The sequence below is a fragment of the Ruegeria sp. YTSB088 genome (assembly GCF_059609825.1).
Genome location: NZ_JBXWMM010000002.1, coordinates 113,990 through 130,285 on the forward strand (window position 1 = coordinate 113,990; position 16,296 = coordinate 130,285).

Genomic DNA, 16,296 nt, shown 5'->3' on the forward strand with positions numbered 1-16,296 from the left:
AAACTGAGACTAGTTCGAATTAGTCTGACAGCACCCCAAGTTGAGCGATTTGACGCGTGCGCTTCTAAATCAGGATACTGCAAACGGGACTTCCAACGACGGCATGGACGCCGCGATTTGCCAGATCGATTCGGCAAAAGGGGTGGCGACGTTTGCGGGTGCGCGTATGTCTCTTTTGGTCAAATCCAAGATCGGCATTGACCGAATCCGAGGTGATAAGCTGAGCATTGGGTATGTGGACACTCCTATTGGTTCAAAATTCTTGGAGCACGAAGTTCAAAAAGATCAAATCACAGGTTTTTTGTTTCAACTGATGGGTTGATTGACCAATTAGGTGGAGGAAAACGTTTAGGCCTTGGTTTTCAGAGAATTGTATCTGTATTTGAACAGGAAGAGTGGTCGTGTTCGGAAGATCTATTGTCGGCTATTCACAGCGCTTTTCAAGATTATAGTACGAATGAAGAACGTTTGGATGACTTAACCATGATCGCTTTTCGCACTGCCTGAAATACAGATTAAGGTGTGTTTGTGAGGTGCAACGCCCTCTGCTTATCCGTAAACGTTGATGTCTACTCCTGTACTATCTAAGGCTTTGTTAGGCGTTATTAAAACTGAGGTGACGTCGATTTTTCCTCGCTGAACAGACGCTACAGTGGACTGACCGTTCTACAGGGCGCTTCGGTGACATAGGTGCTGCCGCGGGATCTTCGAGATCGTCATACTGAACCTGAATGGCGTTCTTTGAGTTTCCCATGAATGACTTTGCGACTGCAAAGAACGGCAGTTCCCGTCCCGCGTGTTACTGTGGGATGTCTGGTTTGGGCTGCCTGCGGTTCTTGATTCCGAACAGGCGAAGGGCAGAAAAGTCCGCAACCCGGACGTCGGTCCTGATAAAACTAACGTTCGGTTCCAGCAAAAGCGGTCAGTGGGAGGTCACGCGCGCTTAAGCACCTCGCGAAGAATGAGTTTGAATGCCCGGTTCGGGCTGGCGACCGGTCTCTGATGCACGTGAAACGAACGGTTGCTGAGAGTCCAGCGAGAATCCATCAATAGGCTTATTGATCCTTGTCAAGATTTGAGCGGGCAAGAAGTGGTACAGTCAATGGTAAATATGGGGGGATTCATGGAAGAGTTGATTGAAATCGGTAGGTCCTTCGTTCAGGCCATGCGTGAGCGCAGGGGCCTTGGAAGTGTTGATGAAATGTATGCCGAAAACGCACAGTCGATAGAGGCTGTCGTGCCTCCAGTTCGACAATTCCGCGTTTCAAAGGGGCGAGAAGCCATCAAGGGAAAAAGAGAGGATTGGTTGGCGTCGCATGAAATCCAAGAACTAGAAGTGGATGGCCCCTACGTCCACCCACCCAACCGCTTTGGAGTCCGCTTCAGAGCTGAAGTGATTCAGAAGGCTACGGGTGAGCGTATGACCCTGCGCGAGATCGCAGTGTATTCGGTGGCGGAAGGCAAGATTGTGCTGGAAGAGTTCTTCATGCTGCCGAAATAAGAAGAGCGAGCAACAACATTGTCTCTTCGTTGGTTAAATCCGTGCGCGCGACTCTTGGGCGAACTGAAATCCCGGAAGGAGGTCGGGAATGCAACACAGAACAGTGGCCTATTATGTAGGAGTTGATACTGACGACGCGTCGATTTTGGAATGCGCTGAAACTGCCCGTAACCAGAACAGTCACTTGAATTGCGTGTTGATCGCGGACTTGCCCAACCTGCCTTACCTAAAGTATGGATCAAACAGGTTCGTTGAGGCGGGTCTTCCTTCAAACTGGTTGGATGTTCTTTACGGAAAAAATGCCGCCTTGAAGTCCCGCGCCACAGAAGTTGAAGCGCTTCTGGTCGGGCAGGGCGTATCTGCAAATGTAAATGCCTTTATGGGATCTGGAACAGAGTTACAGCATCTTGTGGCAGGCGAAGCCAATAGTTCAGATATCGCCTTTCTAGACGCTGAATTGCGAAAGAACCCCGATCTATTCCATAAGATCGCGTACGGAGTATTGTTTCATTCACCGGTCGCCCTGATGGTCAATGGAGATCCGTTTGCCCAACGCGACTGCATTTTTTTAGCATGGAATGATAGCCTGCCTGCGTCTAGGGCTGCGCATTTAGCTTTACCCATTCTTCTGGCGGCCAACGAAGTTGTGATTGGGTGTTTTGATTTGCCGACGCCTGATGACGTAGAAGGTCAAGTGCCCGGAACTGACCTAGCTGGATGGCTCAGCCATCACGGTTGCACCGTGACCGTGTCGCAGTTCCCGTGCGACGGGAATTCAATAGAACATTGCATTCAGGAACGCGCACGAGAATTGGGGGCCGACCTCGTTATTATGGGCGCTTACGGGCATTCCCATTTGCGTCAGTCGGTATTTGGGGGAACGACGCAAGCAATGTTGGAGCAGACAAGGTTGCCAGTGCTTTTCGGACACTGATGAAGTGAACGGGCGACGCCGAAGACTGAGCCACACGATCCAAGCCGAAAGATCAAGGTATCGTCGAAAAAGACGGTCTGTTGGCGCGAGACGGTGCTTGAAAATGCCAAAGCAAAGGGCCGATCATGGATCGGCCTTCTTCGAGCTGCGGACTGATAGTGTTCTTTGGTAAAATCCTAGATCAATTCTTAAGTTATTGTATATATATGTTTTTTAACGCTCTCGCCAGACCATGGGTTTGGTGAAGCAGCGTGGTAGAATGCTCTCACGCGTTTGGATAGGGGACCACAATGCGAAAACCAGAAGAGAGCGGCATGACACCCTCAGGGAATGGTGGTGAAGGTGAGGTACGGGCCTTTCTGGAGAGCCTGACAGGTCCATCGCGCGGAAACGTGAACTGGCTTTTCGATAAAACCCTAACTGTTTCAGTTGACGATGGAAGGGTGCTAAGCCTTCGACCTAGGGATGACCTGCCTCCCCATGATAACGATATTGCCACCCTACATTGGGCTGACGAAGGTTACACGATAACCGCGTCAGCAGGGCGCAATGTATGGGTAAACGGGCAAAATGCCTCATCGGCGTCTCTGTGGCATGGCGACATGATCGAGTTCGGCGAAAAGGGCCCAATGTCTCGATACAGATTGTGCGACCACTCATTTCCCGCACATCACACAGTCGAAGATATCCTCAGTGACGCATATGCTTACACCCGAACGAGCCGTCGACCTTTCGCTAAAAAGATGTCTGGTGCCCTGCGCGATAGCGGGCGGCGTCTTGCGTCTCAAACCACGGTACTGTTCAGGATCACAGTTCTTGCCACGCTTTTTGTGATCGCGGGGTTTGGGTACCTGCTTTATCAAAACGACCAGCGCTTGGCGGATAGTATCGAACAGGAGTCCCGCAAGATCGAAGCGGTCGCGTTTATGCTCGCCCAGACGAGAGAAGATGCACTTACGCCTGATGACTTGGCTTCGTTGCGTGACGCTTTTGAGAACCAGGTTTTGTCGACCGAGCAGCGTCTTGGAACCTTGGAGCAACGGGCAGGGGCACCCACGCGGGTGATCGCTGCCTCCACTCGATCCGTCGCTTTCCTTCAGGGGGCTTATGGGCTGCGCCACGTGGAAAGCGGGAAGATTTTGCGGCACGTGCTGGGGCCGAAGGAAGAAAACCTAAAAACCCCGTTTGGCCAGCCTTGGATCGAACCGGACGGGACCGGCGAACCTGCGGAATTTCAGTTCACCGGAACCGGGTTTCTGATTGAAGGGGGCTCATTGATGGTCACCAACCGTCATGTTGCGTTGCCTTGGACCTCAGGGGATCGAGAGAAGGCGTTGAACGACGCTGGTCTCGAGCCTGAAATGTTGAGGCTGCTGGCCTATTTGCCTGATCAGACCGAACCAATAGAGGCGCGTTTGGTCAGGTTCAGTGACGTGGCAGACTTGGCGATTTTGGCAGTTGAGCCAAGCCGCGTTCAGGGCCTCGGAATTCCGTTGGCGGATGCCGCATCGCGCGTCGGCGAAGAGCTTTACCTGTTGGGATATCCAACGGGTTTGAAAGCTTTGATCGCGCAGGCTGGGCCAGGCTTTTTAGAGGAATTGGAAGCAGAAGGAACGTTGAACTTCTGGTCGATTGCGTCCCGGCTTTCTACACAAAGCAAGATACACCCGTTGGCAAGCAAAGGGATTGTTGCGCGGATAAGTGGGAGCGCCATCGTTTATGATGCCGAGACCACGACCGGTGGGAGCGGGGGGCCTGCATTGAATCGGCGGGGTGAAGTCGTTGCCATCAATGCTGCGATCCTGCCCGAGTTCGGAGGCTCAAACATCGGCGTCCCGGTCTCACATCTCAGAGCTCTGCTAGGAGAGGTGGAAAGCCAGTGATCATTCGCTCGTTCGGAAGCGTGAGTATTGAACAAAGAACACTGTGGCCAGTGGAACGATCACTGAGATTAGGGCCACGGAGATCAGCAAGTACCCAAGCTGACTGTAGTCTGCAGTCGACGTGACCTCACCGGTCTCAGGGTTGGTGACAGCGCGCGTGATTACGTACGTCTGGTTGAGGTACTTGGTGCTGAGGCTGCTGGCCGACAATGCCATGTTTGTGAACGATGCCATTACCGCAAAAAAGGTCGCTTTCAACTGAACGGGTGCATTGCGGGCGATCCAAGCCAACATGGGGACCATGGCAATCTGCCCAAGCGGCGATTCAACGGCTGTATCAAGAATGGCAATGAACCTTGCGTCGACAACTCCGCCGGTACGCGCGGCTGTCCATTCATGCACGCCGTAGTAGAGGGCAAGGTTGGGCAGGGCTAGAACGCCCGCAGCGATTGTCAGCAATACGACCACATGCGCAATCGAACGATTGGCCATAAACGGTCGGAGAACAATCAACCCCAGCAACGCCAGTAGCGAAGTCAACAAAGCCAGGATTGCCAGGAACTGTTCATCGAACCCCAATTCATCGATTTCAAACCAAGTCAGGCCTGGTCCCGGCAGAGGAACGGCACGGAATACAAAAATGATTGTCGCTGTCCCGATCAAGGCTTTGGCTTGGGCTGGTTCCAGCTCTTTCAGTAGACGCGACATTAGGTACAGGATCACAGTCAGGGAAACCGCAAAAACAATCTCTTGCGCAAATTCGAAATCTGCGGTCCCCAGCACGATGCTAAGCACAACGAATGCGAGACCGCCGAGCAATATGGACCATTTGACTTCCGTGACTTCATCCGGTGTGTGGGGCGGGTGACCTCGCTTGGCAAGTTGACGCTGGATCAAGCTGTGAAGAACGACTCCGCTGACCGACAACAAGGGTATGGCCAGTGCTATCAGGTACACTTGGCCATAAAGCGCAAGGCGTTCGGGTTTTTGCAGTTCTTCGGTTCCAGAGAATATCCAGATGTTTACAGCCGCAACCGCCGCAAACCCGGAAATGATCGAGACTCTGCCCAAGGTTTGCATTGTTGTGTGCTGTGCACGGGCTTCTTCAGGCGTAAAGGGTAGGCCGTGCTGGTCAACCTTTGGGACCGCCTCAACGGTCATGGCGTCAGCAACTACGTCCTGAATGGCATAGCCCGAAGGCGCCAACAGCAACGCGACGACATACCACTCTTCCAGTGGCATAGTGGATGCCATTTGCGCAGGCGCGGTCACAAGCCCATACATTAAGAGCAGAGACAACGTAATCAGGGATGCGCCGAACACGATCAGCAGGGACTTCCAGCGCCAGAACAGGTCCACGACATGGCCAAGCGGCATTTTGAGTATCCAAGGGATACCGGCCCAAAATGCGAGTCCTGCAACGAAAGAGGCGGATAAATCCAGATAGTCTTTTAGGAAAAAAGCGCCAACGACTGAGGTCAGCCCGGACACGCCGGCCGCAAAATAGACCATCAATGGCGGCAGATAGGACCATTGCAGCTGCTGAACCAGATCCACAAACGTTCTATGCCACCAGGCCGAAAGTTTTGATCCTATGGAAGTTTGGTCAGTCGTCATATGCCATGGCAGCTCGTTGAGGCCTTTGGGTTGTTTTGTCTAGTTAGAGAAATCCAGATCCGAAAAGCAATGCACTGGTGATTACCCCAAGGATCGGTACCACAATAGGAACGCGGAAATGCTTGGCGGCCTCGTCCGGCTGCATCTTCAGCTGGATCAGCGAAATGTTAACGAGCACAAAGACGCCCAGAACGATCTGGGATGTGCGCTCTGCCAGAGTCCCAATCGGCACAGTTTGGGTCAGCAGAACGATGATTGCCACGACCAACAAAGTAGCAACAACGGGTGTCTGCGTTGCTTTAGGCACTATCGCCAGAACCTTCGGCAAATGGTCACGGTCTGCTAGTCCGTAGATCACCCGCGAGGCCATGATCATCTGGATAAGTACTCCATTGACTGTCGCCAAAATCGCGACTGCGGAAAAGCCCTGTTTAATCACCTCGGGGGAGTTTGAAAACACAAGCGCGAGGGGTGCTGCGGACGTCGAAAGAACATCGATCGGAACAACAAGTAGAACCGTCATTGAGGTTCCAAGATACAACACGGTTGCCAGAACGAGTGTTAGCATAATCGCTTTTGGGATGGTGCGCACGGGGTCTTTAACCTCTTCCGCGACATTGGCCATGTCCTCGAAGCCAACAAATGCAAAGAAGGCGAGGAGTGATGCCGCGAAAATGCCTCTCCACGCGTCGAGTTCAAGCGGGGGAAGCATTGAACTGATCCCGTATCCCTGCGGATCTTGAATCGACATACCCCAGCCAATCACAAAGAGAAGGCCTGCGATCTCGATGATTGTAATGACAGCCGCAACGAAGACCGACTCAGTGATCCCCCAAAGCGCGATTAGACCCATGATCAAAACGACGCTGATGGTCAAAACAGGGATCGCAAATCCGGTTAAAGCGTGCAGGTATGACGCTGCGCCAATTGCAACAGCAGAGGCCGAGATAATCCCCGAAGCTGCGACCGCGAGCCCGACGAAAACCGCCATCCATCTCTTCTGAAATCCCGCCTCAACATAGGCGGCTTCACCTGCGCTGACAGGAAATTGTGTTGCGAGTTCTGCATACGAAAGCGCGGTGAGTGATACGACAAGCGCGGCTACAACGAACGAAAACGCCGCAAACGGTCCGGCAATGTCTGCTGTTGCGCCGACTAAAACGTAAATGCCCGCTCCGACCGTTACCCCAAGGCCATAAAGTGTGAGCAACGGGGTAGTAAGGGCTCGTCTGAGTTTCTGTTCGTTTGGATCAACAGAGTTCATAAGCGATTTCCACCAACTGCCCATTCAGAACGTCGTCGGTGGCGTCCTTCTCGGTTTTGTCCGCGATTGGCGGAGCGGCTCAATCCGATGGTCAAAGCTCCACCGAACGCCTTGTGTCTCAACGTTTGGGCGCATTGTGCTCCAATAAACTAACTGGGGGCTCGCCACCACTTCTGCCGAGCCCCCGGTGGGTGGAACTTCCACTCCTTAAGAATTCCGTTCACCTTTGTGTTTGCTTGGGGACAGACCGGTGAACGTAGAACACGCTAAAACATTCGTATTTCACTATGTGATTCCTATTGGTGCTTTGATCTATGTCAATCAACTCGCGGCCGCCGGTCTGCGAGGCTGAATCCCAACCAACTGTCGTTTGCCTTCGGACTTAAAGGCAAAGCAAACATGTGAGGCGGTTTGAGATTTAGGGTAGAATGCTATTCTGAATGCTCTGGAACCTGTTACCAACCTTGGGCTCGACTGGATGCTCTCAGATGGTAGCATCGCGTGTCGCATCACCTCTGGCGAATTCGTTGGCATTTGAACGCGCTGGAAGGACTGCCGCCAGGTCGCAAGGGGGGGAGGTCAATGACGAAGTGGCGTAGTTGGAGGCCGCCTGGATTGGACTTGGCGCGTGCTCAAGCGCCATTCGACCGAAAAACCAATCTTCGTGCTGAAGCGTGCAACATGAGCAAGGTCAAAGAAGTTTCTTAAGGATGCGGTTTAAATGATCTGCATCCGGGGCAGTAAATTGGAGGAGCATATGCAGATTGTTAGCGGGATTTTACTTGCACTGTTCGTCACGGGACCCGTTCTGGCGCAGGACGTCAGCGTCGATGACGGACGTGATTTGTACCGGACGTATTGCTGGCAATGTCACGGTTTCGAAGCGACCGGAGACGGGCCAATGGCGGAAATGCTGGCTATTCGAACGTCCGACCTCACCAAGTTGGCGGGCCAAAACGACGGTGTGTATCCAATAGATCGCATAGCTGAACAGATTGATGGTCGTTCACAATTGCTCGCCCATGGTGGCGAAATGCCAATCTTTGGCGCGGTGTTTGAGACAGACCAACAAATCGCGGTGGCTTTGCCCAATGGGCAACGGATAATGGTAGGCCTGCCGTTGGCGAATTTGCTCGCCTTTTTGGAATCGATCCAGACTGACTAGTCACAGGCCGATTTACTAATCCGTATCAGCCGTGCGTCTGATTGACATGAGAGTCAGTGGCGGCCCCAACACTTCGAAGGCCACAGTGCTGGCTAGAGTAAAGGCCATGATGGACGCGGCCCAATTCGGAAATTGCTCTCCGGCAACGAGTGCCATTCCTACAGCGACACCAGCTTGTGGCAACAAAGCGGGACCGTACCAGTGGGTCTGACGGCGAGGCAGGCCGCCCAGTCTCGCTCCACAATAACCCCCGACAAGGCGGGCAACGGCGCGCAAGATCAGGAAAAGAGCACCAGCCCAGCCCATCAAGCCGAAGGCTTCGATATCCAATGTGGCGCCAGCCAACAGGAAGAACAGGATCATGAATGGCCACTGAATGTGCTCGATCTCATGAAAAGCACGGTTGTGATGGCGGGCAAGATTCCCGATAACTGCGCCCACAACCATGCCTGCTACCAAGAATGAAACCTCCAGCCAAAGCGCGAGGCCCGCTGTAAGAAAGACTATGCCCACTGCTTCTGCCTGCATTGGCTCTCCCGGGTTCAAGCGGCCGGTCAGGTAAGCGGATGGCGTGCCTAGTGCGAAACCCAACAGTATCGCCCCTCCGAAGTCCCACATCGCTGTGGTCGTGACGGTGGCCCAACCGTCCGAATGACCGGCCAGAACCAAGGCGATGCTGAAAACGATCAGACCCCAAGCGTCATCTATTGCGACTACGCCTTTTAATGTCTCAGTGAAGCTGCTGGACACCCCGGATTGTTTGATCACGTCTGTCATAGCGGCCGGAGCTGTAGCCGTGGCAATTGCCGCCAGCACCAACGCCAACCCGAACGGTACGCCAATCGCGGCCAGTCCAGCAGACACAATAACAAGGGTTGCAACCACGATTGAAATCGAAATCGTCAGAATGGCTCGACCATGCCGAACCAGGTTCTCGCGGGTCAAAGATCCTCCAAGAAGGAACGCGACCATCGTCAAGGCCACAGTGGATATCTCGTCGAACCACATTGCAAAGTCGATTGGGATTAACCCCATTCCAGCGTTCCCTGCGATCAGACCGAGGAAGAGTAAGGTTGTAACACGAGGAAGATGCGTGGCCCGGCCAAGTTGGTCGGCCGCCAATCCGGCAAGGAAGAGGACACCAAGGGTAATCAGAAAGCCGGCAATGTGCATAGAAAACCAAGCGTTAAGTTCTTGTCTAGACTACTCTAACCCCAACCCTGCCTGCTAGGAATCGATGACGGAGAGAATGCGAGTGTCCCGTCGCAGCTTAGGCCAAAGATACCTAAAAAGGGATATTGATCTGTATTAAGGCGAAAGCGCGCCGCACTTGGCACAATGACTCATTCGGAAATGAGGAAGAACTTTCGATGCCGACAACGAAATCTAACACAAATAGCCCGACCTCACTTTTGGATGCTTTCAAGCAAATGCAGCCGCCCATGTCCGGCAATCCGGCCTTCGGTGCCCAGATCGAACAATTTTGGAACGCACAAGAAAAACTGCTCGAAGAAACAGAGGCCTTTGCGCAGCATTGGTTCGAACGGCGTCATGAGGCAGTCCGGACGGCTCTAAAAGCTGCACGCAATGTGTCTTCCGCGAACCCGTCCGATCCATTGAAAGCCCTTCAGAGCATGGCGGAATGGCAGCGCCATTCGGCTGAGCGGTTGGTTGCTGACGCGCAGGAGTGGTTCGAAACCGTGTCCCGTTGTGCATCTTATGTCGCTGAAACCGAAGCTGAAGCTGTTAAGAAAACAGTTGATGATGTTGTAGCCGCTACAAAGAGCGCGGGGAAATCTTCAAAGTCTGAGCCTGTGTAGGTTTCCTGCTGCCGAGTAACCAAATTGAAGTCATCGGAGCAGTAGATAGGAGGTCAAATGTACAAGAATATCCTGATCCCGGTTGCTCTGGACCAAGAACACGACACACAAGCGTCGTTTGAGACGGCGCGCCAATTGGCTGATACGGACGCTGTTTTCACCGTTGTACACGTCCAAGAGCCCATTCCGGCATATGTATGGTCTCAGATTCCAAGCGAAGTGCTTGCACATACGCGGCATGAGATATTGGAAAACCTGCATCAGACTGCCTCTGAAATTCCAGGCGCGAAGGTACAGCTCATCTCCGGGCATGCGGGTAGGGCTATTGTCGACTTCGCAAATCAGATCGACGTTGATTGCATAGTCTTGGCTTCGCACAAGCCGGGATTCGAGGATATTTTTCTAGGTTCCACTGCGAACAGGGTCGTGCATCATGCCAGTTGTTCGGTTCACGTAATTCGGTGATCCAAAGATAGCGATGGTCTTGTCAGAAGAACTTTGCTTGAGCGGGGCAGGGCGGTTGCGTAGCGTTTAGGGATGACCAAACCCGCCTCTTTCAAATACTTCAAAACCAGTCCCGAGGTCATCCGCCTTGCGGTGATGCTGTACATCCGTTTCCCGCTCTCGCTTCGGAATGTCGAAGATCTGTTGCACGAGCGAGGCATCGACGTGAGCCACGAAACTGTCCGATATTGGTGGAACAGGTTTGGCCCGATGTTTCTGCTGAGATAAGGCGGAAGCGTGTTCAGCAGCTGCGCTCGTTCTCCAAATGGCAGTGGCACGTTGACGAGGTTTTCGTGAAGGTAAATGGTAAGCGGCATTATCTTTGGCGGGCTGTTGATCACGAAGGTGAGGTGCTGGAAGCCGTAGTCACCAAACGACGAAACAAAGCTGCAGCGCTGAAATTCCTCAAGAAATTGATGAAACGACATGGTAAATCGGAAAACGTCGTCACGGATCGCTTCGCCTCATACAGAGCCGCGCTCAGAGAGCTGGGCGCGTTCGAAACACAACAGACGGGAAGGTGGCTCAACAACCGCGTCGAGAACTCGCACCTGCCGTTTCGACAACGCGAACGCGCGATGCAACGGTTCAAGCGCATGCGAAGTTAACAGAAATTCGCTTCCGTCCACTCCTCCGTCAACAACCACTTCAACCAGGAATGATCGCTGATCAGCCGAGACACCTTCAAGTTGAAACGCAGCGCCGCTCTTGCCGAGTGGCGCGAACTTGGCGCTGGATAAAGGACAGCGTCACTGGCCTAATAGAGACTGGTTCGAATTCGTCTGACAGCACCGTCACTCATACCCATCTCACGTTTCTTCCGTCCCCCGATCCGGATTCATGACGTAATTCCAGCCGGTTACGCGGCCTATTCTCGTGCAGAGATTATTCTGATCGCGCTCAGTGAATACTGTTAAAGCCCTGGTCCCTTGTGAGTGTCTGATCAACTGGGCCGCTCATTCCTGCAAGCGTTTCCCATTTTGGCCCACAGAAAGGGTGCCGCCATCCAGCACCTCAACGTAAACACCCATATCCATATGGCCCAGGTGCTTTCGAAGTATGAACGGGATTTTCAAGTCTCGTTGGGCCGTCTCAGGATTCACTTCGGTAGCGGCGCATCTCTTCGTCCGCGAAAGTACTCGCAGCCTGACATTGCCGAAAACAAAGGTGGAACCGACAGCGTCCAGCTCAGAAAACGGAGGTAATCCATCAATTTCAATATTCGCCCGAAATCTGGCCGGGTGGATGTCCGTGCCCAGCTTTTTGCTTAACGCATCAACAGAGCTTAAATTGAGAACCGATATCGCATTCATCATCTTCGGTGAAACGACTGAAACATCAGTGAAACGATGTGGGTGCGAAGACACGAATCTTGGCGGTTCAGGATCCTGTAGGCCCAGCGTATCGTAAAGGAGTCTGGCGGCGTCTGTCTCCCCCTGGGGTTCACTCATGTTGAAGTAGTGGGTGCTGCCGTCCACATCAATTTCCAACTGCCGAGTTGCGGCGTCGAAACGTGACTTGAGGCCGGCTAGTCCGGCTTCTTTCAGCAACACAACAAAGCGGTCTTTGGGAAGTGGCTTGGGGGCAGTTGGGTCAAAGCCGGAATTGTAGCGAGCAAAGCCGAAAAGGCGGTCACCAGGAATACCCTCGCCAGCGCTCAGAAGTACTGTGTTCAGTGGCTCCGGACTCAGACCCTTGATGGGGTAACGACTTATTCTGACAATGGTGAGTCCGTTCATGCGTTGGTTTCCGGTCTGTCGTGAACAGTCGAATATGGCTTGTTTTGCATCTTTTGGACCCTCGATTTTCAGGCGCCCGGGCGGAAGCGGCAAGCCGGAAATTATGCACTGCGGAGCCTGTGAGATCTGGCGACCCAAAGCTTCCAGCAGGTCAGTTTCAAAGAATTGCTTTTAGACTACCGGTTTTTTCCGTGGATTGTCGGAAAGTGAGCAAAGGGAAATGATTATTTATAAAGTGTTTAAAAACAGATAAATAATAGGATTAATTAAAGTGATTTAGGGCAGTTTGAGGTACGAACCTCAAAATTATCTAGACTTGAGGTGCGTACCTCAAATAGCCTTTGGAGTATGCCGCGATTCGCACATCCTCGATTGACGGCGTTAAAAAGGGAGGAATGGATGACTTACTCAAAACTGGCGTCTGCCAGCGCAATAGTCCTTGCCGCTACTACTCTTTCTACCAAGGCAAATGCTGAAGACCTGACACTGTGTTGGGCGGCGTGGGACCCGGCCAACGCGCTGGTTGAGCTTTCCAAGGAATTCGAGGCCGAGTCTGGCCATGCAATGAATTTCGAGTTCGTACCCTGGCCGAACTTTGCGGACCGGATGCTGAATGAGCTGAACTCCGGCGGGAAGCTTTGCGACCTGCTGATCGGCGACAGCCAATGGATCGGCGGCGGAGCTGAGAACGGTCACTATGTAAAGCTGAATGACTTCTTCGATGCCGAAGGTATCAGTATGGATGATTTCGCGCCGGCAACTGTGTACGCTTATTCGACGTGGCCAAAGGGCACGCCAAATTACTATGCGCTGCCTGCCATGGGTGATGCGAACGGTTGGTTCTATCGCAAGGACTGGTTCGAAGACCCCGATATCCAAGCCGCTTACAAAGAGGCAACCGGTCAAGATTTGCGCGAACCGGAATCCCAGAACGAGCTGTTGCAGATTGCGCAGTTTTTCCAGGGGCGCGAGATCGACGGAAAAACCGTGTACGGCGCTGCGATCTTTACCGAGCGCGGCTCGGAAGGGATAACGATGGGCGTGACGAGCGCTCTTTACCCGTGGGGATTCAAGTATGAAAACACGCCAGGCTCCTATGACATGGAAGGTGCGGTAAACTCTCCTGAAGCTGTCGAAGCTCTGGAATTCTACAAAGAGTTCTACAAGACGGCGACACCTCCGGGTTATACCAACTCTTACATGGGTGAAAGCCTGGACGCCTTTAAGTCAGGTCAGGTCGCCATGGCCATGAACTGGTTTGCGTTCTTCCCGGGTCTTTATGCCGATCCGAACACCGGTGGCGACAAGATCGACTTCTTTGTGAACCCGCCGCAAAATCAGGCAGGTTCGACGCTGGGCGGGCAGGGGATCTCTGTTGTCAGTTACTCTGACAAACAGGATGCCGCGCTTGAATACATCAAGTGGTTCGCGCAACCTGAAGTTCAGGCCAAGTGGTGGGAGCTGGGCGGCTATTCAGCGCATAATTCGGTTCTGGAAGACCCCGGTTTCGTGGACAGCCAGCCCTTCGCCGGTGACTTCCTGGAAGCCATGGCTGGCGTGCAGGACTTCTGGCAGGAGCCTGCCTATGCGGAACTGCTGTTGGCAATGCAGAAACGCATACATGACTACGTGGTCGCCGACCAGGGCACCGCGCAGGAAGCGCTTGATCTTTTGATCGAGGATTGGACCGAAGTCTTCGAAGACGAAGGCAAGCTTTAATCCGGAAACAGGGCAGGAGCGGGTTTCGGCCCGTTCCACCATGACCCGTGCGTCCGAAACCGACAAGAACTGGCAAAGAAATGTCTGACAGGACCATAGATCGCGTTGCGCAGGCAACGCCCACGCGAGTTGCGCGCAAAATCAGGGGGCTATCCGATCGAGCGATCGCCTGGATATTCATTTCACCAACGATCTTCCTGCTGCTTGCAATCAACATCTTTCCGTTGATCTGGACGATCCAGCTTAGCTTTACGAACTACAAGGCGAACCGGATCGGGCGCGAGGTCAAGGATGTCGGGTTCAGGAACTACGAGCGTATCCTGACGGATTCCGATACCTGGCTGAATATGCAGGCAACTGCGCATTTTCTGTTCTGGACGATCTTTTTCCAGGTTCTGATCGGGTTCACCTTGGCATGGTTGATCAACAAGAAGTTCAAGGGAAACGACCTGTGGACCACGATCATCGTGTTGCCGATGATGCTGTCCCCGGCTGTCGTCGGCAACTTTTGGAAATTCCTGTATCAGCCGCAAATCGGCCTGTTCAACTACATCGTGTCCTGGTTCACCGGCAAGGAACCGTCGAGCTTTGAGATGCTGGGTTCGGTGACGTTGGCACCCTGGGCCATCGTGATCGTCGACACATGGATGTGGACGCCGTTTGTGATGCTGATTTGCCTGGCCGGGCTGCGCAGCATTCCCGACTATATTTACGAGGCTGCCGAGATCGACCGGGCCAGCAAGCTGCGGCAGTTCTTTACGATTACGATCCCGATGGTGCTGCCGTTCCTGATGCTGGCGGTGCTGTTTCGGGGAATCGAGAACTTCAAAATGTTTGACCTGGTGGTTCAACTGACCGGCGGTGGGCCGGGGTCTGTTACGGAACTCACTTCGATCAATCTCAAACGGGAAGCGTTTGAGAAGTGGCGAACAGGTTATGCCTCGGCCTATGCGATCATCCTTTTCGTCACCGTGTTTGGCCTTGCGTCGATCTACGTCAAGGCCCTGAACAAGGTGAAACAGAGATGAGCAGTTTTTCCGTCACTGAACCTTCCAACCGGTCCAAGTGGATCGCCGGTTTTCTCGTCATCACTTATGCACTGATTACCATGATCCCGCTGGTGTGGATTTTGCTGACCGGTTTCAAGTCGCCCGCAGATGCCATCAGCTACCCGCCCAAGGTCGTATTCGGCCCGACGCTGGAAGGATACGTCAACCTGTTCACAACGCGGACGCGGCAAACTCAGGACTTTCTGGAGGCAAACCCGCCGCAGAACTGGGCGGACGATATCGTGCGCCAGTATGACATGGTGATCGTCGGGCCTTCCAAGTTTGGTGAACGCTTCATGAACTCGGTGATAATCGGGTTTGGGTCCACGTTTCTGAGCATCTTTCTTGGCACCTTGGCCGCCTATGCGTTCAGTCGGTTCAAGGTGCCGCTCAAGGATGATCTTCTGTTCTTCATTCTCAGTACGCGGATGATGCCGCCAGTTGCTGTGGCTATTCCGATCTTCCTGATGTTCCGGAATCTTGGACTTAGTGACACGCATCTGGGGATGATCCTGCTTTATACAGGTGTGAACATCTCACTGGCGGTGTGGTTGCTGAAGGGATTCATAGATGAAATCCCCAGAGAGTACGAAGAAGCAGCGCTGATCGACGGCTACACACGCTTTCAAGCGTTCTACAAAGTGGTGCTGCCGCAGGCCGCGACGGGTATCGCGTCGACAGCAATCTTCTGCCTGATTTTCGCATGGAATGAATATGCTTTCGCCGTTCTGCTTACATCGGCCAATGCGCAGACAGCGCCCCCCTTCATCCCGACCATCATCGGTATTGGCGGCCTGGATTGGCCCGCGGTCGCGGCTGGTGCCACGATCTTCCTGATACCCGTCATGATTTTCACCATCCTGATGCGCAAACACCTGCTGCGCGGGATTACATTCGGAGCTGTACGCAAATGAGCGAGTTTCTGACAGGACTGATGCGACTTCGCCGAGGTCCGTGGGAGATGGTCGCGACCATCCTGATTGCAGTTGGTGTCTTCATGCTCATGCAGCCCTTTGTCCTGTGGGCGTTCACCTATTCCTTCATCGTCACGCTGATCGGAACCGTCATGTTCATCATCGTCAGCCATTTTCCGGAGTAGAA

At 53.3% G+C, this 16,296-nt stretch carries 15 protein-coding genes and 1 pseudogene; 12 read left to right on the plus strand and 4 right to left on the minus strand.

What is annotated here, in order from left to right; genetic code table 11:
* Positions 1-40: 40 nt before the first annotated feature.
* The 4 genes from AC2FFA_RS03460 (at position 41) to AC2FFA_RS03475 (ending at position 4,318) form a co-directional block, all read left to right on the plus strand.
* Positions 41-322 carry a hypothetical protein gene (locus AC2FFA_RS03460; protein WP_496849983.1) on the plus strand — a complete coding sequence of 94 codons (282 nt, stop codon included), beginning with the start codon at positions 41-43 and terminating at the stop codon, positions 320-322.
* Positions 323-1,123: 801 nt separating this feature from the next.
* Entirely contained in the window at positions 1,124-1,501 is a 378-nt protein-coding gene (locus AC2FFA_RS03465; protein WP_496681225.1) for a SnoaL-like domain-containing protein, read from the plus strand.
* Positions 1,502-1,589: 88 nt separating this feature from the next.
* The gene (locus AC2FFA_RS03470; protein WP_496849984.1) at positions 1,590-2,435 is read left to right on the plus strand and encodes a universal stress protein; all 846 of its coding nucleotides are present in this window, start codon (positions 1,590-1,592) and stop codon (positions 2,433-2,435) included.
* 290 nt (positions 2,436-2,725) lie between these two features.
* Positions 2,726-4,318 carry a trypsin-like peptidase domain-containing protein gene (locus AC2FFA_RS03475; RefSeq protein ID WP_496849986.1) on the plus strand — a complete coding sequence of 531 codons (1,593 nt, stop codon included), beginning with the start codon at positions 2,726-2,728 and terminating at the stop codon, positions 4,316-4,318.
* Here the strand turns inward: AC2FFA_RS03475 and AC2FFA_RS03480 are convergent, their stop codons facing one another.
* Together AC2FFA_RS03480 and AC2FFA_RS03485 are read right to left on the minus strand one after the other, a co-directional pair.
* Complete coding sequence (locus AC2FFA_RS03480) at positions 4,319-5,935, minus strand: MFS transporter (RefSeq protein ID WP_299894468.1); 1,617 nt, start codon at positions 5,933-5,935, stop codon at positions 4,319-4,321.
* A gap of 43 nt (positions 5,936-5,978) precedes the next feature.
* The gene (locus tag AC2FFA_RS03485) at positions 5,979-7,199 is read right to left on the minus strand and encodes an APC family permease (RefSeq protein ID WP_496849988.1); all 1,221 of its coding nucleotides are present in this window, start codon (positions 7,197-7,199) and stop codon (positions 5,979-5,981) included.
* A gap of 757 nt (positions 7,200-7,956) precedes the next feature.
* On the opposite strand from AC2FFA_RS03485, the gene AC2FFA_RS03490 reads away from it, so the two are divergent.
* Entirely contained in the window at positions 7,957-8,364 is a 408-nt protein-coding gene (locus AC2FFA_RS03490; protein ID WP_299894463.1) for a c-type cytochrome, read from the plus strand.
* A gap of 15 nt (positions 8,365-8,379) precedes the next feature.
* Here the strand turns inward: AC2FFA_RS03490 and AC2FFA_RS03495 are convergent, their stop codons facing one another.
* On the minus strand, positions 8,380-9,537 hold the full coding sequence (locus AC2FFA_RS03495; protein ID WP_496849990.1) for a cation:proton antiporter: 1,158 nt from the start codon (positions 9,535-9,537) through the stop codon (positions 8,380-8,382).
* 197 nt (positions 9,538-9,734) lie between these two features.
* Between AC2FFA_RS03495 and AC2FFA_RS03500 the strand changes: the two genes are divergently transcribed.
* The 3 genes and pseudogenes from AC2FFA_RS03500 (at position 9,735) to AC2FFA_RS03510 (ending at position 11,428) form a co-directional block, all read left to right on the plus strand.
* Positions 9,735-10,184, plus strand: coding sequence for a phasin family protein (locus tag AC2FFA_RS03500; RefSeq protein WP_496849992.1), 450 nt, complete (start codon positions 9,735-9,737; stop codon positions 10,182-10,184).
* Positions 10,185-10,241: 57 nt separating this feature from the next.
* Positions 10,242-10,649 (plus strand): universal stress protein, encoded by a 408-nt coding sequence (locus AC2FFA_RS03505; RefSeq protein WP_117868493.1) that lies wholly within the window; start codon positions 10,242-10,244, stop codon positions 10,647-10,649.
* A 72-nt stretch (positions 10,650-10,721) separates the two neighbouring features.
* Positions 10,722-11,428: pseudogene (locus AC2FFA_RS03510) on the plus strand (IS6 family transposase).
* A gap of 216 nt (positions 11,429-11,644) precedes the next feature.
* On the opposite strand, the gene AC2FFA_RS03515 reads toward AC2FFA_RS03510, so the two are convergent.
* Complete coding sequence (locus tag AC2FFA_RS03515; protein WP_496849994.1) at positions 11,645-12,427, minus strand: MOSC domain-containing protein; 783 nt, start codon at positions 12,425-12,427, stop codon at positions 11,645-11,647.
* Positions 12,428-12,826: 399 nt separating this feature from the next.
* Here AC2FFA_RS03515 and AC2FFA_RS03520 point away from each other — a divergent pair, with 399 nt between their 5' ends.
* From AC2FFA_RS03520 to AC2FFA_RS03535, 4 genes are all read left to right on the plus strand, one after another.
* Positions 12,827-14,146 carry an ABC transporter substrate-binding protein gene (locus tag AC2FFA_RS03520; protein ID WP_496849996.1) on the plus strand — a complete coding sequence of 440 codons (1,320 nt, stop codon included), beginning with the start codon at positions 12,827-12,829 and terminating at the stop codon, positions 14,144-14,146.
* 80 nt (positions 14,147-14,226) lie between these two features.
* Positions 14,227-15,174, plus strand: a complete 948-nt coding sequence (locus tag AC2FFA_RS03525) for a carbohydrate ABC transporter permease (protein ID WP_117868495.1) — start codon at positions 14,227-14,229, stop codon at positions 15,172-15,174.
* Positions 15,171-16,109 carry a carbohydrate ABC transporter permease gene (locus AC2FFA_RS03530; protein WP_496849997.1) on the plus strand — a complete coding sequence of 313 codons (939 nt, stop codon included), beginning with the start codon at positions 15,171-15,173 and terminating at the stop codon, positions 16,107-16,109. Before AC2FFA_RS03525 ends, AC2FFA_RS03530 begins: the two co-directional genes overlap by 4 nt.
* The gene (locus AC2FFA_RS03535) at positions 16,106-16,294 is read left to right on the plus strand and encodes a hypothetical protein (RefSeq protein WP_299636841.1); all 189 of its coding nucleotides are present in this window, start codon (positions 16,106-16,108) and stop codon (positions 16,292-16,294) included. Before AC2FFA_RS03530 ends, AC2FFA_RS03535 begins: the two co-directional genes overlap by 4 nt.
* Positions 16,295-16,296: the final 2 nt, after the last annotated feature.